This window comes from Gordonia sp. 11cp (assembly GCF_057767225.1).
On record NZ_CM173437.1, the window covers coordinates 4,875,556 to 4,898,205 of the forward strand.

General features: G+C 67.3%; 21 protein-coding genes. 9 read left to right on the forward strand and 12 right to left on the reverse strand.

Going from position 1 to position 22,650, the window contains the following annotated elements; all coding sequences use genetic code 11:
• Nucleotides 1–155 precede the first annotated feature (155 nt).
• The 8 genes from AC3B6C_RS21770 to AC3B6C_RS21805 are packed head-to-tail and all read right to left on the reverse strand — an operon-like array spanning nucleotide 156 to nucleotide 8,934.
• On the reverse strand, nucleotides 156–1,178 hold the full coding sequence (locus tag AC3B6C_RS21770) for a 2-hydroxyacid dehydrogenase (RefSeq protein WP_488374111.1): 1,023 nt from the start codon (nucleotides 1,176–1,178) through the stop codon (nucleotides 156–158).
• Between the two features lie 4 nt (nucleotides 1,179–1,182).
• Nucleotides 1,183–2,541: an enolase C-terminal domain-like protein gene (locus tag AC3B6C_RS21775; protein WP_488357914.1), complete on the reverse strand. Its 1,359-nt coding sequence runs from the start codon at nucleotides 2,539–2,541 to the stop codon at nucleotides 1,183–1,185.
• A gap of 20 nt (nucleotides 2,542–2,561) precedes the next feature.
• Nucleotides 2,562–3,281 (reverse strand): sulfite exporter TauE/SafE family protein, encoded by a 720-nt coding sequence (locus tag AC3B6C_RS21780; RefSeq protein ID WP_010842377.1) that lies wholly within the window; start codon nucleotides 3,279–3,281, stop codon nucleotides 2,562–2,564.
• A gap of 28 nt (nucleotides 3,282–3,309) precedes the next feature.
• A complete protein-coding gene (locus AC3B6C_RS21785) occupies nucleotides 3,310–4,377 on the reverse strand; it encodes an ABC transporter ATP-binding protein (protein ID WP_014927211.1) in 1,068 nt (355 codons plus the stop codon).
• Nucleotides 4,370–5,389, reverse strand: a complete 1,020-nt coding sequence (locus AC3B6C_RS21790; RefSeq protein WP_488374112.1) for an ABC transporter ATP-binding protein — start codon at nucleotides 5,387–5,389, stop codon at nucleotides 4,370–4,372. Before AC3B6C_RS21790 ends, AC3B6C_RS21785 begins: the two co-directional genes overlap by 8 nt.
• Nucleotides 5,386–6,384, reverse strand: a complete 999-nt coding sequence (locus AC3B6C_RS21795; protein ID WP_010842374.1) for an ABC transporter permease — start codon at nucleotides 6,382–6,384, stop codon at nucleotides 5,386–5,388. Before AC3B6C_RS21795 ends, AC3B6C_RS21790 begins: the two co-directional genes overlap by 4 nt.
• Before the next feature lie 31 nt (nucleotides 6,385–6,415).
• Nucleotides 6,416–7,342 (reverse strand): ABC transporter permease, encoded by a 927-nt coding sequence (locus AC3B6C_RS21800; RefSeq protein ID WP_014927214.1) that lies wholly within the window; start codon nucleotides 7,340–7,342, stop codon nucleotides 6,416–6,418.
• A 17-nt stretch (nucleotides 7,343–7,359) separates the two neighbouring features.
• A complete protein-coding gene (locus AC3B6C_RS21805) occupies nucleotides 7,360–8,934 on the reverse strand; it encodes an ABC transporter substrate-binding protein (protein WP_488374113.1) in 1,575 nt (524 codons plus the stop codon).
• Between the two features lie 371 nt (nucleotides 8,935–9,305).
• On the opposite strand from AC3B6C_RS21805, the gene AC3B6C_RS21810 reads away from it, so the two are divergent.
• Nucleotides 9,306–10,346, forward strand: a complete 1,041-nt coding sequence (locus AC3B6C_RS21810) for a 2-hydroxyacid dehydrogenase (protein ID WP_488374114.1) — start codon at nucleotides 9,306–9,308, stop codon at nucleotides 10,344–10,346.
• A complete protein-coding gene (locus AC3B6C_RS21815; RefSeq protein ID WP_014927217.1) occupies nucleotides 10,346–10,741 on the forward strand; it encodes a universal stress protein in 396 nt (131 codons plus the stop codon). The genes AC3B6C_RS21810 and AC3B6C_RS21815 overlap by 1 nt, the downstream gene beginning before the upstream one ends.
• 208 nt (nucleotides 10,742–10,949) lie before the next feature.
• On the opposite strand, the gene AC3B6C_RS21820 is transcribed toward AC3B6C_RS21815, so the two are convergent.
• The 4 genes from AC3B6C_RS21820 to AC3B6C_RS21835 form a co-directional block, all read right to left on the reverse strand.
• Complete coding sequence (locus AC3B6C_RS21820; protein ID WP_010842369.1) at nucleotides 10,950–11,843, reverse strand: LysR family transcriptional regulator; 894 nt, start codon at nucleotides 11,841–11,843, stop codon at nucleotides 10,950–10,952.
• Between the two features lie 106 nt (nucleotides 11,844–11,949).
• On the reverse strand, nucleotides 11,950–13,287 hold the full coding sequence (locus tag AC3B6C_RS21825) for a glucarate dehydratase family protein (protein WP_488374115.1): 1,338 nt from the start codon (nucleotides 13,285–13,287) through the stop codon (nucleotides 11,950–11,952).
• A 6-nt stretch (nucleotides 13,288–13,293) separates the two neighbouring features.
• On the reverse strand, nucleotides 13,294–14,226 hold the full coding sequence (locus AC3B6C_RS21830) for a 5-dehydro-4-deoxyglucarate dehydratase (protein ID WP_488374116.1): 933 nt from the start codon (nucleotides 14,224–14,226) through the stop codon (nucleotides 13,294–13,296).
• A gap of 25 nt (nucleotides 14,227–14,251) precedes the next feature.
• The gene (locus AC3B6C_RS21835; protein WP_488374117.1) at nucleotides 14,252–15,862 is read right to left on the reverse strand and encodes an aldehyde dehydrogenase (NADP(+)); all 1,611 of its coding nucleotides are present in this window, start codon (nucleotides 15,860–15,862) and stop codon (nucleotides 14,252–14,254) included.
• A gap of 369 nt (nucleotides 15,863–16,231) precedes the next feature.
• Here AC3B6C_RS21835 and AC3B6C_RS21840 point away from each other — a divergent pair, with 369 nt between their 5' ends.
• The 7 genes from AC3B6C_RS21840 to AC3B6C_RS21870 all read left to right on the forward strand — a co-directional run bounded on the left by AC3B6C_RS21840 (nucleotide 16,232) and on the right by AC3B6C_RS21870 (nucleotide 22,649).
• Nucleotides 16,232–16,831 carry a DUF8020 domain-containing protein gene (locus AC3B6C_RS21840; protein WP_488374118.1) on the forward strand — a complete coding sequence of 200 codons (600 nt, stop codon included), beginning with the start codon at nucleotides 16,232–16,234 and terminating at the stop codon, nucleotides 16,829–16,831.
• Between the two features lie 773 nt (nucleotides 16,832–17,604).
• Nucleotides 17,605–18,867: an HNH endonuclease gene (locus tag AC3B6C_RS21845; protein WP_488374119.1), complete on the forward strand. Its 1,263-nt coding sequence runs from the start codon at nucleotides 17,605–17,607 to the stop codon at nucleotides 18,865–18,867.
• Between the two features lie 360 nt (nucleotides 18,868–19,227).
• Nucleotides 19,228–20,463: an alkane 1-monooxygenase gene (locus AC3B6C_RS21850; RefSeq protein ID WP_488374120.1), complete on the forward strand. Its 1,236-nt coding sequence runs from the start codon at nucleotides 19,228–19,230 to the stop codon at nucleotides 20,461–20,463.
• Nucleotides 20,460–20,672 carry a rubredoxin gene (locus AC3B6C_RS21855; RefSeq protein WP_010842362.1) on the forward strand — a complete coding sequence of 71 codons (213 nt, stop codon included), beginning with the start codon at nucleotides 20,460–20,462 and terminating at the stop codon, nucleotides 20,670–20,672. The genes AC3B6C_RS21850 and AC3B6C_RS21855 overlap by 4 nt, the downstream gene beginning before the upstream one ends.
• Nucleotides 20,669–20,848, forward strand: a complete 180-nt coding sequence (locus tag AC3B6C_RS21860; protein ID WP_010842361.1) for a rubredoxin — start codon at nucleotides 20,669–20,671, stop codon at nucleotides 20,846–20,848. The genes AC3B6C_RS21855 and AC3B6C_RS21860 overlap by 4 nt, the downstream gene beginning before the upstream one ends.
• Nucleotides 20,845–22,050, forward strand: a complete 1,206-nt coding sequence (locus tag AC3B6C_RS21865) for an NAD(P)/FAD-dependent oxidoreductase (RefSeq protein ID WP_488374121.1) — start codon at nucleotides 20,845–20,847, stop codon at nucleotides 22,048–22,050. The genes AC3B6C_RS21860 and AC3B6C_RS21865 overlap by 4 nt, the downstream gene beginning before the upstream one ends.
• On the forward strand, nucleotides 22,047–22,649 hold the full coding sequence (locus tag AC3B6C_RS21870; RefSeq protein ID WP_010842359.1) for a TetR/AcrR family transcriptional regulator: 603 nt from the start codon (nucleotides 22,047–22,049) through the stop codon (nucleotides 22,647–22,649). The genes AC3B6C_RS21865 and AC3B6C_RS21870 overlap by 4 nt, the downstream gene beginning before the upstream one ends.
• The last annotated feature ends 1 nt before the right edge of the window (nucleotide 22,650 follow it).

A 22,650-nucleotide genomic window follows, 5' to 3' on the forward strand; every position in this document is an offset into this window, starting at 1 on the left:
TCCCTGAGGTGCGAGCGAAGCGAGCCACGAAGGGCTCCGAAACTTGCGTCACCAGGCCCTTCGAGGCTCGTCGCTATCGCTCCTCGCACCTCAGGGAGCAGTGTGGTCGCTTCTTTCAGGGAGCAGCGGGGTCGGTTCTCTCGGGTCAGGCTCAATCACATGGTTGCGCTGGGCGATTGAGGCCTGCTGACGACGCGCAGGATGTCCCGCCCCGAACGAAGCCGGGAGATGTTGTCGGTGATGTCGTGCACCCGCCCGATGAAGGTGTCGCGGGTGACTCCCGAGATGTGGGGGGTCATCAGAACATTGGGCAATTCGCCGAACGGCAGTTCCGACGGATCCGCCTGATCACCGGCGGTCGGATAGCGATACCAGACGTCGATCGCGGCGCCACCGATCACCCCGTCCCGCAACGCCTCGAACAGATCCCGCTCGACCACGAGCGGGCCGCGGCCCACGTTCACCAGCACACCCGAGGCCCCGAGCCGTCGCAGCTGCGCGGCGTCGATCATCCCTGTCGTGCTCGACGTCAGCGGCGCGGAGACGACCACGACGTCGGACTCCGTCATAAGACGACCGAGATCGGCGGTGTCGCCGTACCATTCGAGCCCGGAGGCGTCGGAGACCCGGCCGGAACCCGTCACCGCACAGGCCCGCGCGCCGAATGCCCCCATCAGATCCGCGGTTCGCCGACCGATGTGGCCGAAGCCGACATAACCGATCATGGCCCCGCTGAGGGTCTGTGGTTGCGGAACGCCGTCTCGATAGACCGCCGACGCCCACGACCCCTGCCGGAGGGCCGTGTCTTGGACGAGAAGGTCGCGGCGCACCGTCACCACCGCGGCGGCGATGTACTCGGCGATCGAGTCCTCATGGTGAAACGTGTTGGCCACCTCGGTGTGCACCGGAAGATCATCGAAACTCACCTTGTCGGTCCCGGCACCGCCGGTGAGCACCAGCCGCAGCCCCGAACCCGCCCGGGCCATCGCCGGCGTCACCCGGCCGCCGACATAGACATCGGCGTCGGCCAGATCGGCCACGAGTGCGGCCTCGTCGAAGGTCGCGTGCCAGGAGGTGTCGACACCGGCGGGCAGCAGACTCTCGAACAATTCGCGGTGTGGCGCGAAATTGCGTTCGCCCACCACGACTTTCAGGACGTCGCTCCCCGATTCCGTCACCGCCTCAGCTCCGCACGAGTGCGGGACGTTTGCTGTCGAAGGTCCAGTCCGGGATGAGGAACTGCATTCCGATCGCGTCGTCCCGCGCTCCGAGCCCTTCGGAGCGGTACAGCTGATGGGCCGCTTCCACCTGCTCCATGTCGAGTTCGACGCCGAGTCCTGGCCGGTCGGGAACCGAGAGATGGCCGTCGACGATCTCGTACGGCTCGGTGGTCAGGCGCTGTCCATCCTGCCAGATCCAGTGCGTGTCGATCGCGGTGATCTCGCCCGGCGCGGCGGCCGCGACGTGCGTGAACATCGCCAGCGAGACGTCGAAGTGGTTGTTGGAGTGCGAGCCCCAGGTGAGGCCCCAGGCATCACAGAGTTGCGCGACGCGCACGGAGCCGGCCATGGTCCAGAAATGCGGATCCGCCAACGGGATGTCGACGGCGTTCGTCCGGATCGTGTGTCCCAGCTCGCGCCAGTCGGTCGCGATCATGTTCGTCGCGGTCGGGAGTCCGGTCGCGCGTTTGAACTCGGCCATGACCTCACGGCCGGAGAACCTGCCCTCCGGCCCCACCGGATCCTCGGCGTACGCGACCACATCGCGCAGGCGTCCACCGATCCGGATGGCTTCCTCGAGCAACCACCCGCCGTTGGGGTCCAGGGTCACCCGCGCCGTCGGAAAGCGCTCGGCGAGCGCGGTGACGACATCGGCCTCCTCATCGGGCGACAGTACTCCGCCCTTCAGCTTGAAATCGGCGAAACCGTAGCGCTTCTGGGCCGCCTCGGCGAGCGCGACGACACCCTCCGCGTCGAGAGCCTCCTGATGGCGCAGGCGCAACCAGTCGTCGGCCTCGCCGGCACCGTCTGCATAGTCCAGGTTCGTCTTGGTGCGGTCCCCGACGAAGAACAGGTAGCCCAGCGCGGCGACCCGGTCGCGTTGCTGTCCCTCTCCCAGCAGAGCGGCCACCGGTACCCGGAGGTGCTGGCCCACGAGATCCAGCAGCGCCGATTCGACGGCTGTCACCGCGTGGATCGTGATGCGCTGGTCGAAGGTCTGGTCTCCGCGCCCACCCCGGTCGCGGTCGGCGAAGGTCCGCCGGATGTCCTGCAGGACCGCGTTGTACTCGCCGATACCGCGCCCCTCGACGATCGGACGCGCATCGTCGAGCGTGGTCCGGATCGGTTCACCGCCGGGGACCTCGCCGACCCCCTGGTTGCCCTCGGAGTCGGTGAGGACCACGAGGTTGCGCGTGAAGAACGGGGCGTGCGCACCGGAGAGGTTGAGCAGCATGCTGTCCCGTCCGGCAACCGGGATCACCCGCATCTCGGTGACGACCGGGGTCGTCGTGGCGCGCGGCGCCGAAGTCGCTGTCGTCATGATTGGTCCTTTCACGTGTGTCAGAAGAAGATCTGTTGCCCGATGAGCAGGGCGGCGCCGATGGCCGACACCGTGATCGACACGGTGCGCAGCCGGTTCCGGTCGAGCACCCGGTTGACGACGCGGGAGGCGACGAAGCCCAGGACGACGATCGGTGTCAGTGCGAGGAATGCCCAGAGGATCTCCGCTCGGAGGCTCCCGGTCGCGGCGAGGGCGCCCAGCGACATCAGACTTCCGACGAGGAAGAAGGCACTCATGTTGCTGCGAACGTGTGCGTTCTCCTTGCCGGAGTACACCAGTGCCATGGGTGGTCCACCGATGGACGTCGCCGTGCCGAGCAATCCCGACGCCGCGCCAGCGGTCGCCAGGTTGCGGCGCACAGGTGCCGGCCGCCACCCGACCGACGCGACCGCGACCCCGCCGAGGACGACCGCGGCCAGCAACAGCGACAGCCCACGGGTCGGCAACCACACCAGCAACAGGGCGCCCGCGATGGTCCCGGGGACCCGGCCGATCAGCGCCCACCCGGTACCGCGCAGGTCCAGGCTCCCCCGCTCGCGGATGACGACCAGCAACGTCACGGTCGTCGCGGAGGCGATCAACATGCCGGGAAGCAGCGTCGGCGCCACCAGAGCAACCACCGGTGCCGCGAGCATGCCCATCCCGAAGCCGATCGAGGCCTGCATGCACGACGCCAGGAAGACGGCGACGGCGATGACCACGCATGCGACGACGCTCACGCGGCCGAGGCATTCATGCTGGGCGCACTCATGCCGCCGGCGCGGGCATGCCCAGCGCGACCCGTCCGCGGGGGTGGTAGCACTCGGCGACGTGACCGGCCTGGTGCCCGTCGGCAACGGCCGGCGGGAGGGCGGTCGCGCAGACGTCGGTGGCATGGGCGCAGCGCGTCCGGAAGCGGCATCCCGACGGCGGGTTGAGCGGCGAGGGCACCTCGCCGCTGAGAAGGATTCGCTCACGGCGGTTCTCGGCGTCGAGGGTCGGCGCCGCGGACATCAGCGCCTCGGTGTAGGGGTGCGCGGGATGGTCGAACACGGCTTCGGTGCTGCCCGTCTCGACGATCCTGCCGAGGTACATCACCGCGACCCGGTCGGCCACGTGCCGGACCACGGACAGGTCATGGGAGATGAAGATGTAGGAGATGTCGAGTTCCTGCTGGAGTTCGTTGAGCAGGTTCAGCACCTGTGCCTGTACCGACAGATCCAGGGCGGACACCGGCTCGTCGCAGATGATCACCTCGGGATCGAGCGCCAGCGCGCGAGCGATCCCCAGCCGCTGACGCTGGCCGCCGGAGAACTCCTGGGGACTGCGGTGCTCGTCGCTCGGACGCAGCCCGACGAGGTGCAGCAGTTCGCGTACCCGAGCTGCCCGGTCCCGTTTGCGGGGGTACAGATCCTTGTGGGTGCGCCACGGCTCGCCGATGATCTCGGCCGCCGTCATGCGGTTGTTCAGTGAGGCGTACGGATCCTGGAACACCATCTGCACCTTGCGGCGCAGGGCGAGCAGGTCCTTGCCCTTGAGCCGATAGGGATCGGTGCCGTCCCAACGGACGGTGCCGGAGTCGGGACGCTCGAGCATCATCAGCGTCCGTGCGAGAGTCGATTTGCCGCAACCTGATTCGCCCACGAGTCCGAGTGTCTCGCCCCGGCGGAGCTCGAGGTCGATCCCGTCGAGTGCCCGCAGTTGCTTGCGTCCGCCCTTGCCGGACACCGCGAACGTCTTTCCGACGTCGCGCACCTCGAGGACCCGGCTCGTGTCGGGGGTGACCCCGCCCGCCGGAGCCGGGGCCTTGTCGAACCTCGTCGTCGTCTCAGGCATTGTCGATCTCCTCCGAGAAGTGGCAGGCGGCGGCGCGGTCGGCGCCGGTGGCCGTGAGGGTCGGGCGTTGCTGGACGCACCGCGCCCGAGCCAGCGGACACCGCGCCTGATACACGCAGCCCGCCGGGATGGAGTGCAGGTCGGGCGGGGTCCCGCCGATCGACTTCAGGTCGGCGCCCCGTTCGGCACTGACGGGTACCGAATCGAGAAGTCCCTTGGTGTACGGGTGTTTCGGACTGCCGAAGACCTCGGCGACCGGTCCGGTCTCGACGACGTTGCCGGCGTACATGATCGCGACGCGGTCGGCCTGTTCGGCGACGAGCGCGAGGTCGTGGGTGATCAGGACGACCGCCATGTCGTGCTCGGTGCGGAGGCGGCTCAGCAGGGCCATGATCTGGGCCTGCACCGTGACGTCGAGCGCGGTGGTGGGTTCGTCGGCGAGCAGCACCTTGGGGCTCAGCGCCACCGCCATCGCGATCAGCAGACGCTGCCGCATCCCGCCCGAGAACTGGTGGGGATAGGAGTCGACCCGGGACTCCGGTTCCGGGATGCCCACGTGACGCATCAGTTCGATCGCCTCGAGGCGGGCCTTCTTCCTCGACATCCGGCGATGGATGCGGAACGGCTCGGCGAGCTGGGTGCCGACCGGGTAGACCGGGTTGAGCGCGGTCAGTGCGTCCTGGAACACGATCGCGAGTTCGGTGCCGGCGATGTTGCGCCGCTTCGACGGCGACGCGGAGACCAGGTCGACGGAGTCGAGCGTGATCGACCCGTCGGAGACCGAGGCGATCGGGTCGAGCAGACCGACCAGCGCCTGCGCGGTCATCGACTTGCCGCACCCGGATTCGCCGAGCAGCGCCAGCGTTTCGCCGCGCCGGGCACGGAAGGAGACATGATCGACGGCGCGGACGGTCCCGGTGGGGGTCCGCAGATCGACGGTCAGGTCGACGACGTCGAGCGCGACGCGGTCGTCGGTGCCGGCATCGGGCCGGTCGAGGGCAGGAGCACTCATCGCAGCGCCTTTCGTGAGGAGAAGAACCGCTTGCGGGCGTTCGGGGTGGTCAGTCGCCACCGCTGGCCGGGATCGGTCGCGATCCGCGCCCATGCGGCCAGCATCGTGGCCGACACGGTCGTGATGACGATGGCCAGGCCGGGGAAGAACGACAGCCACCAGGCGGTCTGCAGGTAGGTCCGGCCCTGCGACACCATCAGTCCCCAGCTGATGTCGGGCGGCTGGATTCCGATGCCGAGGAACGACAGCGACGACTCGGCGAGCATCACGTAACAGAAGTCGAGGGTGGCGACCGTGAGCAGCGTCGGAAGCAGGATCGGCATCACGTGACCACGAAGAATGGCACCGCTGCTCGCGCCGAATGTCCTTGCCGCGTCGACGAACACACGGCTCTGGAGCTCGGCGGATTCGGCTCGTGCGGTCCGCAGGTAGATCGGGATGCGGGTGATCGCCAGCACCGCGATGATGTTGGCGGCACTCGGTGAGAACACGTACAGGATCACGACGGCGAGCAGCAGGGACGGGAAGCTCATGATGACGTCGGCGATGCGCATCGCCGTGGTCTCCCGCCACCCGCGGTGGTATCCCGCCCACATGCCGATCGCCGAACCGACGACGCACGAGATGATCACCGCGGGCAGGGAGACCATCAGCGTGGTCTGACACGCGACGATGAGCCGGGCGAGCATGCTGCGTCCGAGCGGGTCGGTGCCCAGGACGTTCATCCAACCCGTGTCCAGGTTGAACGGCGGGAGATTCGACTCGTCGAGGTTCTGGTCGGTGGCGGCGTCGCCGACGAGCCACGGACCGAAGATCGCGGTGAGCAGGACGATGGTCAGGATGCCCGCCGCGACCGTCGCGAACTTGTCGCGGAACAACAACCGCCACAACGGCAGCTGCCCGGCTGGCACCTTCTTGGTGGCGACGGAGTCGCCGGTGATGTCGGTCGAGGCGACGGGACTCGTCGTGTCGACGGGATCGGTGACGATGGACATGGTGTCAGAACTCCTCGATGGTCGCCGGCGACTAGACCGTGGCCTTGTCACGAACGCGGGGGTCCAGAAGTGCGAGACCCGCGTCGATGACGATGTTCAGGATGAAGATGCTGATGGCGGTGAGGAGCACCGCTGCCTGCAGGACCGCGAAGTCACGTTGCAGGATCGAATCGATCATCAGCTTGCCGATGCCGGGCCATCCGAAGATGGCCTCGACGATGACCGCACCGTTGATCAGGCCGACCGCGAGATCGCCTGCGACGGTGAGGGCCGGGGCGGCCGCGTTGCGCAGGGCGTGGTGGGTGACGATCCGCAGATCCCCCGCTCCCTTGCTGCGTGCCACCTTCACGTAGGGCGCCGAGAGCGCGGAGACCATGGCACCGCGCACGACCTGGGTGAGTACGCCGAGCGGCCGGATCATCAGGGTCGCGATGGGCAGGACCCAGGCCAGCATCCCGCCGGTCCCCGACGTCGGCAACCAGCCGAACACGACCGCGAAGATCCAGATCCCGGTGATCGCGAACCAGAAGTCGGGGACGCTGGCCGCGGTCATCGACAGCAGGCTCGAGAAGCGGTCGGCGAGGGAGTTCGGCCGGTAGGCCGCCCAGCAGCCGATCACGATCGACCCGAGGATCGACAGGATCAAGGTGACGAACGCGAGCTGCAGGGTGGCCGGGAAGGCGCGGAGCGCCATGCCTGCCGCCTCCTGCCCCGTCTTGAGCGACTCACCGAAGTCGAGGTGCAGCACCCCGGTCAGATAGTCGGTCATCTGCTGCCAGATCGGCTTGTCGAGCCCGTTGGCCGCGGCGAACTCGGCACGCTGGTCCGGGGTGGCGGAGACGGGTAGGTAGAGATTGGTGGGGTCGCCGGTCAGCCGAGCCATGAAGAACACGCCGAACAAGACGATGATCAGCGGGATCAGGCTGGTGAACATCCGGCGCCGGAGGAAGGTGAGCATCGGTCATCGCCTCTGTTTCAGTCGTTCTGGGCTGGCGCGTGGGTCATCTCGGCGAGACGCATCTCATCGCCGGTGGCCGAATTGGGCTGGTAGGCAATACGACTCGATTTACCGAGGACCGCTTGCATGTGCGCGATGTAGGCATATTGGCGGATCTCGCGGGGTTCGGCCGCCAGTACCGCGGCGAGTGCATCCTGACGTGCCGCTCCGGTCAGCGCCTCGGCGGCGCGGATCTGCTCGTCGTACGCCGCGGTGCCGTAGGTGCTCTGGTAGCCGTCGGACAGCATGTACTGGTCCAGGGTGAACTGGGTGTCACCGGCCTGGTTGCCGTGCATGATCATCAACAGCACGGGTCCCGATCCGGGAACGAACGGCCGTGTCTGGTACTGCATCTGACCGGACGTGTCCATCATCTCGATGTCGACGTCCAGGCCGATCCGATCGAGGGTGAACTGGATGTTCTCGATGGTCTCGTTGATCTTCGGGAACTGGCCCGTACGCCCGATCAGCCGGATCGTGCGGTCGACCGGCACACCGTCGGCCCGGGCTTCGTCGACCAGTTCCTTCGCACGGTCCAGGTCGTAGGAGGTCGGCTCGAGCCGATCGTTGTACCCGACGATGCCCTTGCCGACCAGCTGGGCCGCGGGGGTGCCGAGCCCCTGGAACAGCGCGCTGACGATACCGTCGCGATTGATGGCGTGATCGATGGCCTCCCGCACCCGTTGATCGTTCAGCGGGGCATCGGTGGCCTGCATGCGCAGCGCCGTCGTCTCGTTGTTGGTGTAGGCGGTGCCGAGATCGCCGGCTCCGTCCTCGGGCCCCAGCGACGTGGCGATGTCCGCCTCGTCGTTGGTCACCATCGCGGCGCGCACGCTGCCCTCGCCGCGCCACTGGTACACCGCGCGGCTGAACTGCGGCGCGTCGCCGTGATAGTTCGGATTCGCCTTGAGCGCGACCCGCTGGCCGGAATCCCAGAAGTCGACCATGTAGGGCCCGGTCCCGATCGGGACGCGCACTTTGTCATCGGCGACGGTGGTGCGCGGGACGATCTCGATGAAGGACAGGCGCAGCGGGAGGATCGGATCGGGCGTTTCCGTCCGGACCTCGATCGTGTTCGGGTCGACGACACTCACCTCGCGCGTGCTGTCGTCGAAGACATAGCCGTTGACGTCGCAACCGATAGCGCCGTTGAATGTGCGGCGGATCGAGAACGCGGCATCCTCGGCGTCGAACGGCTGCCCGTTGCTGAACTCAACCCCCGAGGCCGTGGTGAATCGCCAGACGTTCGGCTCCACCTGCCTCCACGCGGTCGCGAGACTCGGCTCCAGGGCGCCGCTGTCCGGGTTTCGTTCGATGAGGGGCTCGGTGATGTTGGATCGGACGACGACGCCGGTCGCGGTGAGGGAGGCATCGCAGGGTTCCAGGGTGGGCGGTTCCTGGGGCAGGACGATGCGCAGGGTGTCCGGGGAGGCGCTCTCGCCGGCGGTCGTGTTCGCGACGCTGCAACCGCTGGCAGCGAGCACGGCCACCGCGGACAGGGTCATCAGACACGCCGCGGGGCGCTTCCGGGATCGCAGGGCTGCGATCTGCATGGGGACCTCCGTTGACAGAGAAGCTGGGGGTGATCTCGCGGTGGGCTCGACCGCGTTTGTGACGGTAGACACACGCTATGAGCGGGGGAATGACGGCGTCAACAGAGCAAAAGCCCAGTAGAAGGCCGTTTCGGCGGCTTTTGGCCCCTCCCGCAGAGCATCCGGGCCGACGCCCGGATCGCTCGAAAACGCCGCTGACCTGACAGTTTTCCTCTCCGGCGTTCCGCCTTCCGAATCGACGACGCCGCATCCATACTGTTTGAGTATCGATCCATGTTATTTGCGTGTTGGACAGGTATCCGTGCCCGCTTCTAGCGTGGAACCCATCCACCGAAGGACCGGTCTGTGTCCTGCACTCCTGGAGGTCAATCATGACGAGCAGTTCGACCGGTACCGCGACAGCACCAGAACCCGTTGCACCAGAGTCTTTTTCATTTCAGCACGGCTCTGTTCTGCGAGTCGGACCCCTCAAGCCCTCGCTCGAGGAGCGCCTCGCCGACACCTATGGCGCCGAGCGACTGCCGGACGACGACCAGACGCGGGCTTCCTTCCTCGCACGCAATGCAGAGGCGGTGACCGCGGTCGTGACCTCCGGCCGGACCGGGGTCGACGCCGGCCTGATGGCCGCACTGCCGAACCTCGGCGCCATCGTCCACTTCGGCGTCGGATACGACACCACCGACGTCGCTCGAGCAACCGAACTCGGCATCGGGGTCAGCAACACCCCGGACGTCCTCACCGACTGTGTCGCCGACACCGCCGTCGGACTGCTGCTCGACACGATGCGGGGACTCTCCGCGGCCGATCGGTTCGTCCGCGCCGGACGCTGGCCTGTGGAGGGCAACGTGCCCCTCACCCGCAAGGTCTCCGGTACCGACATCGGCATCCTCGGGCTGGGGCGCATCGGGTCCGCGATCGCCCACCGTCTCGAGGCCTTCGGCTGCCGGATCTCGTACCACAACCGGCGCCCGGTGGCCGGCTCCCCGTACCGCTACGCGGCGTCACCGGTCGAGCTCGCCGCGCAGGCAGACGTGCTGATCGTCGCGGCCGCCGGTGGAGCGAACACGCGCCATCTCGTCGATCGAGACGTCCTCGAGGCGTTGGGTCCCGACGGCTACCTCATCAACGTGGCCCGCGGCAGCGTCGTCGACGAGAACGCGCTCGTCGACCTGCTTCGGCACGGACGACTGGCCGGCGCCGGCCTGGACGTGTTCGCACACGAGCCGGAGGTACCCGCGGAGCTGCTGTCCATGGACAACGTCGTACTGCTCCCCCACCTCGCGAGCGGCACGGTCGAGACCCGTGCCGCCATGGAAGAACTCACCCTCGCCAACCTCGAGTCGTTCCTCCGGACAGGCGATCTGTCGACCCCGGTCGTCGCCCCGAATCCCGTGCTGCGAAAGGACATCTGATGTCTGTCGTCCTCAGCTATCTCCCGACACCCGAAGGTCGCGGCGCACTTCCGTTCGGCTTCGCCGAGGCCCGGATGCGCGGCACCGACGTCGTGGTCGTGGCCGACGGTGACGATGCCGCGTCCCCGCAGTTCCTGATCGATCTCGAGGAGGCCCGCGACGTCGCGGCGGCCGGCGAGGTGGACTACCGTGTCGCCGAGAACGATCCGGGTCTGTCGCACGCCGATCAACTCATCGACGCGTCCTACGACGACGCGGCCGAGCTCCTGGTGATCGGCCAGCGCAGGCGTTCACCGGTCGGCAAACTGCTGACCGGCAGCGTGGTCCAGCGCGTGCTGCTCGACGCACAGTGTCCGGTGGTCGCGGTCAAGCCTCCGGTACGCGCCGCAGTCTGACCGGCTCTCCGGAGCGTCGGTCTCAGCAGCCTGATCACCACCTTCCGGCGGAGATCGACCAGCAGACTTCCTTTCGTCGAGGCGACTTCGATCGAGGTCGCGTCGACGAAGTGCGTTCTGCCGGTCCAGTCGACGGGAATCGACGCATGGTCGACGGGAATTGGCGCACAGTCGACGGGAATCGGTTCTCCGAGCACCCAGGTCGCCGTCAGATCCATTCCCGTTCAGGCAGAACGTCTCTCATCAGCCGCGCCAGGGCCGGGTTGGCGTTGTCGGCACGCCAGGCGATGTTCATCTGTACGGGGCGATCGCGGATCGCGGTCACCTCCTTGAAGACCACGCCGTCGGGGTGCATGGTCATCGCTGACTCCGGCACCAGCGCCATCCCCAACCCGGAATGCACCAGCACGAGCATGGTGTGCACCTGGGTGACGTACTGGACGTAGCGGGGCGATGCCCCGACCGCGGTGAACGTACTGATGAGCAGCTCGTTGAAGTACCGAGCGTCCGTGGGCGAGTACATGATGACCGCCTGACCGTCGAAGTCCTCGATCGCCAGGTGCTCGACGTCGGCGAACTCGTGATCGGCGGGCAAGGCGGCGACCAGCCGTTCATGGTGCAGCGGACGAGAATTCACACCGGGCCGGGAGATCGGTGGCCGGACGATGCCGAGGTCGAGATCCCCACGAACCAGCGCCTCGACCTGCGCGACGGTGACCATCTCCCGCAGCACGAGCCGTACGTCGGGCAGCTTCTCACGGGCGGTCTGCATGAGGCGGGGCAACACCGCCCGCGCCGAGGCACCCGTGAAACCGATGTTGACGGTCCCCAGGTCGCCGGCCGGCACGCGGCGGACGGTCAGCGCCGCCCCCTCGGCGAGCGCCACGATCCGCCGCGCGTCGGGAAGGAATGCCGCACCGGCCGCGGTGAGCGACACCGCCCGGCTGCTGCGTTCGATCAGCTGGACGCCGAGTTCGTGCTCCAGCTGCTGGATCTGCCGGCTCAGCGGGGGTTGCGTCATATGCAGCCGCTCGGCGGCCCGGCCGAAATGCAGCTCCTCGGCGACCGCGATGAAGCAGGACAGGCGCGACAGAGAGAACATCGATCCACTTTCGGCATCGTGGCCCCGTGATCTACGGGGTGGTGTGGATGACGCTAGCCGACGTCTCCGGTGCCGGTCGAGGGTTCATCCAGACCGCGTCCGGTGGTCACCACCGCGGGCTGGAGTTCACGAAGCCGGGATCGATGGACTGCATGTAGCCGGTGTCGTCCCGATCGCGGATGCCGCAGTCGAGGTACTGCTGGTGCAGCGCCTCCAGCGACTCCTCGTCGAGTTCGACACCCAGTCCCGGGCCGGTCGGGACCGGTACCGCACCGTCGACGATGCGGAGGGCTCCTGGCTTGACCACATCCTCTGTCTTCCACGGCCAGTGGGTGTCACAGGCGTAGGTGAGATTGGGTGTCGCGGACGCCAGATGCACCATCGCGGCGAGACTGATACCCAGGTGGGAGTTGGAGTGCATCGACAGGCCCAGTCCGAAGGTGTCGCAGATGCCGCCGAGGAGGCGCGACCGCTGCAGTCCGCCCCAATAGTGGTGGTCGGACAGCACGACCGAGACCGACCGCTTCCGCACCGCGGGTTCGAGATGGTCGAAGGCCACGACACACATGTTGGTCGCGAGCGGCATGCTCGCCTGCTCGGCGACCCGGGCCATCCCGTCGAGGCCCGGGGTCGGGTCCTCCAAGTACTCGACGATGCCCTCGAGCTCCGCCGCTACGCGCAGCGACGTCTCCACGGTCCACGCCGCGTTGGGGTCGAGACGTAGCGGCACGCCGGGAAACTCCGCGTGCAGCGCCTTGATCGCGGCGATCTCCTCGTCGGGGTCGAACACCCCGCCCTTGAGTTTGATCGCGGTGAACCCGTACCGGTCGATCATCCGATGGGCCTGTCGGATCAAACCGACCGGGTCGATCGCCTCACCCCATTCGTCCGGCAGACCGTTGGTGCCGGCGGCGCCGGGGTGGGCCGCCCATTTGTAGAACAGATACGCGCTGAACGGAACCCGGTCCCGCACACGTCCGCCCAGCAGGTCGCTCACCGGGCGGCCGAGGGTCTTGCCCTGGATGTCCAGACAGGCGACCTCGAACGGCGAGAAGACACGATCGGTCGTGCTGGCCGTGGTGATCATCCCGGCGACCCCGTCGCCTCCGGTGACCGTCAGCGTCGAGATCCGGGCGTCGATCGCGTCCCGGAGGCGGTGGAGTGCGAACGCGTCGAGACCGATGATCGCCTCGGCGGCGGCCTCCATCCGGGTGAGATGCGCGGTGTCGGCATAGGTCTCGCCGAGTCCGCGCACACCATCGGCCGTCTCGATCACGATGATCGCCCGGAGTGCGTAGGGCTGGTGAACACCCACCGTGTTGAGCAACGGCGGGTCGACGAAGGCGACCGGGGTGACGGTGACCTTCGCGATCGTGGTGTCGGCCCGTGGAGTCTCGATGGCGGACAAGCCGACCGGCGCCGTGTCCATTGTGTTCGTCGACATGACTTCTCAGACCGCGGCCTGGACGGCGAGAGTGGTTGCCAGCACCGCCCGGCCGGCTGCGGTGATCCGCTCGAGCTCGGCCTGGTGCTCAGGCGTCGGCTGAACCAACGGCGCGCGTACCGGGCCGGCTTCGATCCCTTCCATCGTCACACCGTGCTTCACGAGCGCGACGGCGTACCCCGGCACGGTGTTACGCAGACGGACCAAGGGATGGAAGAACTCTCGCAACAACGCCTCGGTCAACTCGACGTCGCCGTTCTCCAGCGAGTTGTAGAAGGCGAGAGCCAGTTCCGGGGCGAAGGCGAAGGTCGCCGACGAGTACAGGGTCACCCCGATGGCACGGTAGGCCTGTTGCGTGATCTCCGCGGTGGGCAGGCCGTTGAAGAACAAGAACTCCTTGGAGTCCCCCAGCGCCTCTTTCACCGCGATCACGATGCGCGACACGTTGTCGAGGTCCCCGGTGCCGTCCTTGAAACCGATGACGGTCGGCAGCTGGGCGACCTCGATCGCCGACTCCTCGTCGAACACGGCGTTGCCACGGTTGTAGACGATCAGCGGCAGGTCGGTGGCCGCCGCGACAGATCGCGTGTACTCGGCGAGACCGGCCGGTGGCATCGTCACCAGGTACGGGGGAAGCAGCAGAATACCCTCGGCGCCATTGGCTTTCGCACTCACCGCGAACTCCCGGGCCTGGACGATCGAGCCGCCGGCACCGGCGAACACCGGGACGCGACCCGCGACGGTCTCGACCGCGCACCGGACGATCCGGCCGAATTCTTCGAGTCCGAGCGCGTGGAACTCGCCGGTGCCGCAGGCGACGAAGACGCCACCGGGGCCGGCCGCCACCCCGCGGTCGATGTGTTCGGCGAGGCGCCGGTAGTCCACCTCACCGCTGCTGTCGAAGGGTGTGACGGGAAAGAACAAGACGCCGTTGAGCATTGGGACTCCTTGGATGGGGTGTGGTTCAGTCGCGGATGAGTTCGCCGTCGACGCGGCGCCAGATGTTGTCGGGGTTGCCGTCGGCGATCGGCCGCGGCAGCAGTGCCGGCGGAACGTCTTGATAGGCCACGGGTCGCAGGAATCGCTCGATGGCGAGCGACCCGACGCTGGTGGTACGGCTGTCGGAGGTGGACGGATACGGTCCGCCGTGGACCATCGCGTGTCCGACCTCGACACCGGTCGGCCACCCGTTGAAGAGAATTCGGCCGGCCTTGAGTTCCAGGGCCTCGAGCAGGATGCGGGCATCGTCCCGGTCGGAGTCCACGGCATGGACGGTCGCGGTGAGCTGACCTTCGAGCTCTGCGGCCACCTCTCGTACCTGCTGCGCATCTCGGCATCGCACCACGAGGCTCGACGACCCGAAGATCTCCTGTTGCAACGTCGCCGACGCGAGGAAGGTCTCGGCATCGGTGCCGAAGAGCGCGGCCCGACACGTATTGGGCGCATTCGACTCCTCCGACCGAGCGATGACGTCCGCGGCGGAGACGAACTCGTCCACACCCGACGCGTAGCTCGCAGCGATTCCCGGAGTCAGCATCGGCGTCGGGGTGGACGCGGAGATCGCTTCGGCGGCCGCAGCGACGAAGGTGTCGAGGTCGGGGCCGTCGACGGCGATGACGAGGCCGGGATTGGTGCAGAACTGTCCCGATCCCATCGTCAGTGAGCCGACGAACGCGCGGCCGAGGCCCGCCGCGTCGGCACGCAACGCACCATCGAGCGGGAAGACGGGGTTGATCGAACTCATCTCCGCATACACCGGGATGGGTTCGGGCCGAGATGCCGCGGCTGCGACGAGAGCCGTTCCACCCGAACGTGATCCGGTGAATCCCACCGCCTTGATGTGCGGGTCGGTGACAAGTGCGATGCCGAGCTCGGGTCCGGCGCCGTACAGCAGCGAGAACGTACCCGCAGGCATCCCGGTGACGGCGACCGCGTCGGTGATCAGACGGCCGACGAGTTCCGATGTGCCGGGGTGGGCGTCGTGCGCCTTGACCACGACCGGACACCCGGCCGCGAGCGCCGATGCGGTGTCGCCGCCGGCGACCGAGAACGCGAGCGGGAAGTTGCTGGCGCCGAAGACGGCCACGGGCCCGAGCGGGATCTTGCGCTGCCGGATGTCGGCGCGCGGCTGTGGCGTACGGTCCGGGCGTGCGGGGTCGATCCGGGCGCCGTGCCAGCTGCCCTCCCGCAGCACCGAGGCGAACAGGCGGAGCTGGCCCGAGGTACGACCGACCTCGCCGGTGATGCGCGCCGCCGGGAGCCCGGTCTCGGCGACCGCGCGCTCGACGAGGACCTCGGTCGCGGCGTCGAGGTTGTCGGCGATCGTGGAGAGGAAGTGCGCCCGGTCCTCCGACGAGGTCGCCCGGTAGGGCGCGAAGGCGTCTGCCGCGGCCGCGGTCGCACGGACGACATCGGCCTCGGTGCCGTGTGCGTATGCGGGCAGCAGTCGCCCACCGGTGGTGGGGTCGATGCCGTGGACGGCATTCCCGGAGCCGGTCACCCGCTCACCCGCGATGATCAGCTGGCCGGTGAGGTCCTGCGTCGTCAGCGGTGCGGGTCGGTGCGCAATGGTCATCGTGGTCCCATTCCTTGTGAGTCTGCGTCTGCCGGAGTGGCGGTCGCCGTCGGCGACGGCCTCGCGCCGAGTTCGGCCATGTCCCGACCGTAGAGTCGGTCATCCATTCATGTCCAAGTCAATTAGTGACGCCATCAATGCGGATGATGAATCATTCCAGGTGATTCGCTCGCGCTGGGAGCGGCCGACCGATGTCCGATGCGTCATCCGGACGGGCCACGCCGAGCCTCCGGTCGGACGGAAGACAACCTGTGATGGGACAATCACTGCGCCGAACCCGACATAACGCACATTCGCCGAGCCACACCTGATGTGCCGTCCGTCGGATCGCGCACACCATCCACTCGACGAAAGCGGAATCCAGAACCGATGAAGCGCATTCGCCTGATCGCCGTCATGGCCCTGGCCATCTCGGCACTCACCATCTCCTTCGGCACCGCCAACGGCGCACCCGCGCCCGCGCTGCCGTCCCACCACTCGAGCGCGTCCGCCGACGGGACCTCCATCGTCTCCCAGCTGCGCAACGCGACGTTCGTCGCGGGCGAGCAGGAGCTCCAGGTCGTCGACTCCCGCGGACGGACCATCGAACGGATCGGACTCGTGCTGCCTTTCGACGGCGCCGCGGTTCCGATGCGCGCGCAGGTCTCCGCCGATCGCACCCAGGCGACGTTCACGCCGATCCTCTCCCCTGAGGCGCGCGCCGCGATCGCGGCCGGCGTCCGCCCGGCGTCGGCGAAGAAGGACCGCGCCTACCAGAAGATGATCTGGCACATCACCAACGGCTGGAACCGCGGCGGAAACGTCACGACCGCGATCGGCGCGCTCGCCGGACTCGTCATCGGCTGCATCATCATCGTCGGCTGCGTCTGGGGCGCCGGCGTCGGCGCTGCCATCGGCGCGGTCATCGGCATCAACAACGGCGATCTCCGCGCCGGCCAGTCGATCCTGGACTGGATCAACACGCCCTGAGACCGAGCAGAGACACCGCTGCCCGAGTATCCCACCGGACCGCGGCCTGACACCGAATCCCCAACTCCGCTGAGCGGGGTTGGGGATTCTTCATTTTCGACGATGCGCGGTCCGCGAGTGGCTGGACTCCGTCGTGATGGAGGGCGGTCGCGCACCGGTCGCCTGCCCTGGACAGCGGACACGCGTCCCACCCGCCCGCACTACTTGACCACACCTTCTGGCCGAGTCATGCGTTCACAAGTCGACACTGCACGTCGTCCGCGGACAGCGGACCCGGCCGGGGCGTCGCAGATCAGCGGGTTACCTCGCGACGCGGCAGGGCGACCGAGATCAACACATACGCGCGTGAATGTGGCTGCGAATCAATGGAGACCAGCGCCCGTCTCTACGCGCCGGCCTCCGGTCCTACAGCCACCGACCGCTGCTCCACTCCCCGCGAGCATGCTGTGGAACCAGTGAGCTCGCCGAGCGTGCGCCCGTGCGGCGCGGGCAGTATCCTCTGCCGTTCAGGTCCTTCATGTGCGATGCCGCCAGCTCAAACGGAGCAACGGACGTGCGACTGCAACCCAAGGCGAGAGCGCGAAGGCCCGGCGGGACACACTCCCCAACTCGAACCGACTCATCCTGAAATGCGCCCCCATTCGGGCCGGTTTGCGAGACGGGTGTGACGGTAGTTCACCACTGTCAACGGTTTACGCACAGTCGACGAAATCGACTGCACAGTCGAAGATTTCGCGATCCCGAGCTTGTGGAAACTCCTCGAAATCGAACGAATGTTCCTGTACCTTGGAGTCATGCCAGAGCTCACCACCCTCCTCGATCAACTCATCGAGACCGCACCGCCCACCGACGACCCCACGGGCACAGCGACATTCGACGCGTTGAACGTGCTCCGGTTGATCCGCAACGCCGTCGACCACCAGATCATTACCCACACAGCACAACTCGACGAACGCGGAGTCGCACACAAGGCAGGTGGCACCACCCGGCAGCTCTTGATCGAGATGGGACACGCACCCGCCATCGCCTCACGCATCATGCGAAGCGTCGACGGCCTACCCACGCTGCCCGCCCTGGCACGTCACGCCGCCGACGGACGCCTGTCATCCGAAGTCGTCGATGCCATCGTCCGCGGGATGTCGCACATCGACAAACGCTGTCCCGAAGGACTTTCCGACAACGACAAGAGTGCCTACGAGATCGAACTCATCGGTCAAGCACTCTCGGGCGCGACGCCGGCACAAGTGGTTGAACACGCCCGCACCATCGCCAACACCCTTGCCGACGCCACCGACACCGGTATCCCCGCCGCCGACGACTCGTCGTTGAACACCGTCAACGTCCACACCATCGACGACGGCCGCATCGACATCCGCGCCGACCTGACCCAGACGGTCGGCGAGAAGTTCCTCGCGATGATTGACGAACGATCCTGCCCACGACCTGAACCCGACGGCGCAGACGACCGACGCACCGCCGAGCAACGCCGCGCCGACGCCTTCGAGTTGATCCTCGACCAAGCCGCATTGGGTGCGAGCATCGACAGCATCGGCAGTCCCCGCACGCAGCTGTTGGTGACCATCCCCGCCGCCGGCGCCGACCCGGCAACCCTGCCGTGGACTGGATCCGTCAGCCAGGCCACCGCGAAACGACTGTCGTGCGACGGGTCGTTGACCGAGATCGTTCTCGACAGTGAGGGAGTTCCATTGCAGATGGGGCACGCCCGGCGGTTGTTCCCGGCGCACCTACGTAAAGCCGTGATCGTCAGAGATGGCTGCTGCATCAAATGTGGTGCACCGCCATCGCATACGCAAGTCCACCACATCGAGCACTGGGCTGATGGCGGACCCACCGACCTCGACAACGGGTGTCTACTCTGCCAACGCTGCCACACACAAGTCCACCACCACGGCTGGGACATCGTCCTCGGCTACGACCGACACCCCTGGCTCATCCCGCCCGCCGACATTGACCCACAACGACGTCCGCTACCCGCCTACAACCGGCGCACCATGCGACTCGACAACGCCGCCTGACCACACCCAACCAGCAGACAATTTCGCGTAGCACCTTCCGCACCCGGCTGACGTCCGGGACCGCGACCGTCCTTTGACAACTCCATAGTGAGAGGCGCTCGGGCCTCATTCCCGCTCGGCACCGCTGAGCGGGAACGAGGGTCCCGGGGATCTGAGTACAAACCGAACGAGCGCGAACACCCACAATCGCGAGCGAGGTCGACCCCCTGTACAACGACCGGCCGTGGATGAGCGAGGCCCTCGGCGGACTCTGCCTTCGCAATCACGCTTTACAAATCACCGACTATGTCTAGACAACGGACATTGTCTTGGTTAATGTCCAGTGCTGTACGTCACAGCCCCGTCCCTACAGGAGCGCCCATGAGTACCGCATCGACCCCATCCACCGCGGACGACTCCCACCTCGAGTGGAAGGACCGCAAGCGCCATCTGTGGCTGCTCGGCCTGATACCACCGACGTCGATCTTCCTGGCGATGGTGCTCGTCGCCGGCTTCAATGCCGTCGGCCACGGCTTCGAGGTCCTCTCGCCCGTCTGGTGGTGGATCGGGCCGATGCTGGTCTATGTCCTGCTGCCCATCCTCGATGTCTTCTTCGGGCCCGACGGATCGAATCCGCCCGACGAGCTGATGGAGCAGCTGGAGAACGACAAGTACTACCGCTACTGCACCTACGTCTACATCCCGTTCCAGATCGCGAGCCTCGTGATGGCCTGCTATCTGTGGACGGCCGACGACCTCAGCTGGCTCGGTACCGACGGCGGGCTCGGTCTCGCCTCGAAGATCGGGCTGGCCCTGTCAGTCGGCGCGATGGGCGGGATCGGGATCAACACCGCTCACGAACTGGGTCACAAGAAGGACGACCTCGAACGCTGCCTGTCGAAGATCACTCTCGCCCAGACCTTTTACGGGCACTTCTTCATCGAACACAACCGCGGGCACCACGTGCGAGTCGCAACCCCCGAGGACCCGGCCAGCTCACGTTTCGGAGAATCGTTCTGGCGCTTCCTTCCCCGCAGCGTCTGGGGAAGCCTGAAGTCCTCCGTCGGACTCGAGCGCAAGCGACTCGAGCGTGCGGGCAAGCCCTTCTGGCACCCGAGCAACGACGTCCTCAACGCGTGGGCGATGTCGATCGTGCTCTGGGGTGCGCTCATGGCGACCTTCGGCTGGCAGATCCTGCCGTTCCTCGTGATCCAGGCCGTCTACGGGTTCTCGCTGCTGGAGACCGTCAACTATCTCGAGCACTACGGTCTGCTCCGCCGGAAGACGACGACCGGACGCTACGAACGATGCACACCCGAGCACAGCTGGAACTCCGACCACATCTGCACGAACATCTTCCTGTACCACCTCCAGCGGCACAGCGATCACCACGCGAATCCCACCCGGCGGTACCAGACCCTCCGCAGCTTCGATGACTCCCCGAATCTGCCGAGCGGATACGCGAGCATGATCACGCTCGCCTACTTCCCGCCGATCTGGCGGCGGGTGATGGACAAGCGGGTGCTCGACCATTACGACGGAGACGTCGAACGCATCAACATCGCACCGCATCGCCGGGAGCGCGTCCTCGCCGAGCACGGGGTGTCGCCGCGATGAGCACATTCCGCTGCCCGGTGTGCGATTACGTCTACGACGAGACCGCAGGCGCACCCCGTGAGGGATTCCCGCCCGGCACCGCATGGTCCGACGTCCCGGACGACTGGGCGTGTCCTGACTGCGGTGTGCGAGAGAAGGTCGACTTTCTCGCGGCCGAGGGCGAAGCGAGTGGGCCGAATGGATCCGGCGAAGGAGTGTCAGTCCGATGAACTTCAAGCTCTTCCGTTGTGAGGTCTGCGGTTTCGAATACGACGAGGAGCTCGGCTGGCCGGAGGACGGCATCGAGCCGGGCACACGGTGGGCCGACATCCCCGACGACTGGAGCTGCCCGGACTGCGGTGCGGCAAAGGCCGATTTCGAGATGATCGAGGTGGCCCGCCCGTGAGCGTCGCCCGTGCCGGCGGCCCCGGGAGCGAATCGGTGGTGATCGTCGGTACCGGCGTCGCCGGCATCACCGCCGCGGAGACACTGCGTACCAACGGTTTCGACGGGACGATCACCGTGTTCGGAGAGGAGCCACACCTCCCCTACCGTCGGACTGCCCTGAGCAAGAACCTCGTCGCCGGTGACCTGTCGGACACCAAGATCACGCTTCGTCCGCCCGGGTACTGGTCGGAGCGGGGCATCGACATCGTGACCTCGACCCGAGTCGTCGACATCGACCCCTCGTCGCGGCGGGTCCGCCTCGCCGACTTCAGCGAGGTCGCCTACGACGCGCTGGTCCTGGCCACCGGCGGACGGGCCCGGCGGTTGCCCGGCCGGTCGTCGCCTTGCTCCTCGTTACGCACCCGGCGCGATGCGGAGGGACTTCGGGAGGCGATCGCGGACGGATCAGTGATCATCATCGGCGGCGGACTGATCGGTCTGGAGATCGCCGCGGCGGTCGCGACACCCGGTGAGGGATCGCGCGTCACCGTGGTCGAGCGCGGTTCATCGCTCCTGTCCCGTGTCGTCCCGCCGACGGTGGCCGAGGCGGTGGCAACGCTGCATCGCGAACGTGGTGTGCGGATTCTCACCGGCGCGGTGCCCGTCGCCACCGGCCCACACTCGGTGACGCTGTCTGACGGGCGCACGTTGACGGGGACGGTGATCAGTGCGATCGGGATGGAACCCGAGCTCGGTTTGGCCCGCAGCGCTGGACTTCCCGTCGATCCGGCCGGCATCGTCGTCGACGATTCGCTGCGAACGGGTGTGCCCGGCGTCTATGCCGCGGGTGACGTCGCCGCGCGTCCGCATCCGTTGACCGGGGCGCCGATGCGTGCGGAGCAGTGGCTCACCGCGACCGAGCACGGCAGACTGGTCGCCATGACGATCGCCGCCGACCTCGGGCTGGACGCCGACACCGCCGCACCCGTGCCGCGTGTGCCACTGGCCTGGACGATGCAGTATTCCACCAACATCCAGCTCGTCGGGTGGCCGAACGCGGGAGATCGTGTCGACGTCGAGCCCGACGATTCGAATTCGATCGTCCGCTCGTTCTCCGCCGGTCGACTCGTCGGCGCGGTCTGCATCGGAAGGGGTGGTTCCGGGCGGTCCCTGCGCGCCGAGATCGAGTCCTCCCTCCAGCCGGCCGGCGTCGGCGGATGACCACCCGCAACTACGCACAGGACAGCAAGGCCCTGCTGCGCAACTCGCTGCTCGATGGACTGCACGACCTGCTGCTGGAACGGGACTGGGCGGAGGTGCGCATGTCCGATGTCGCGGCCACCACCGGGGTCAGCCGCCAGACCGTCTACAACGAGTTCGGGTCCCGCTACGGACTCGCGCAGGGTTACGCGGTCCGGTTGGCAGGCCGATTCGCGGGCCATGTGGCGGATTCGCTTGCCGGTTCCGTCGGCGACGTCACCGAAGCCCTGCACAAGGGTTTCGGTGAGTTCTTCGCCGGGGTCGCCACCGATCCGCTGATCGCCTCGCTGCTGTCCGGCGAGGCCAAACCCGACCTCATGAAGCTGATCACCACCGACGCCGCGCCGATCATCACCACGGCGGCCGACCGGTTGGCCGACGCCTTCCGCGAGTCCACCTGGCTGTCGATGCACGACTCCGACGTGGTGCGGATCTCGCGTGCGATCACCCGGATGGCGCTCAGCTACATCGCGATGCCTCCCGAAGGCGATCGGGATGTGGCGTCCGACCTCGCCGCGATCATCGCCCCGGCCGTCGAAGTCGCCCGCGCACGCGTGTGAC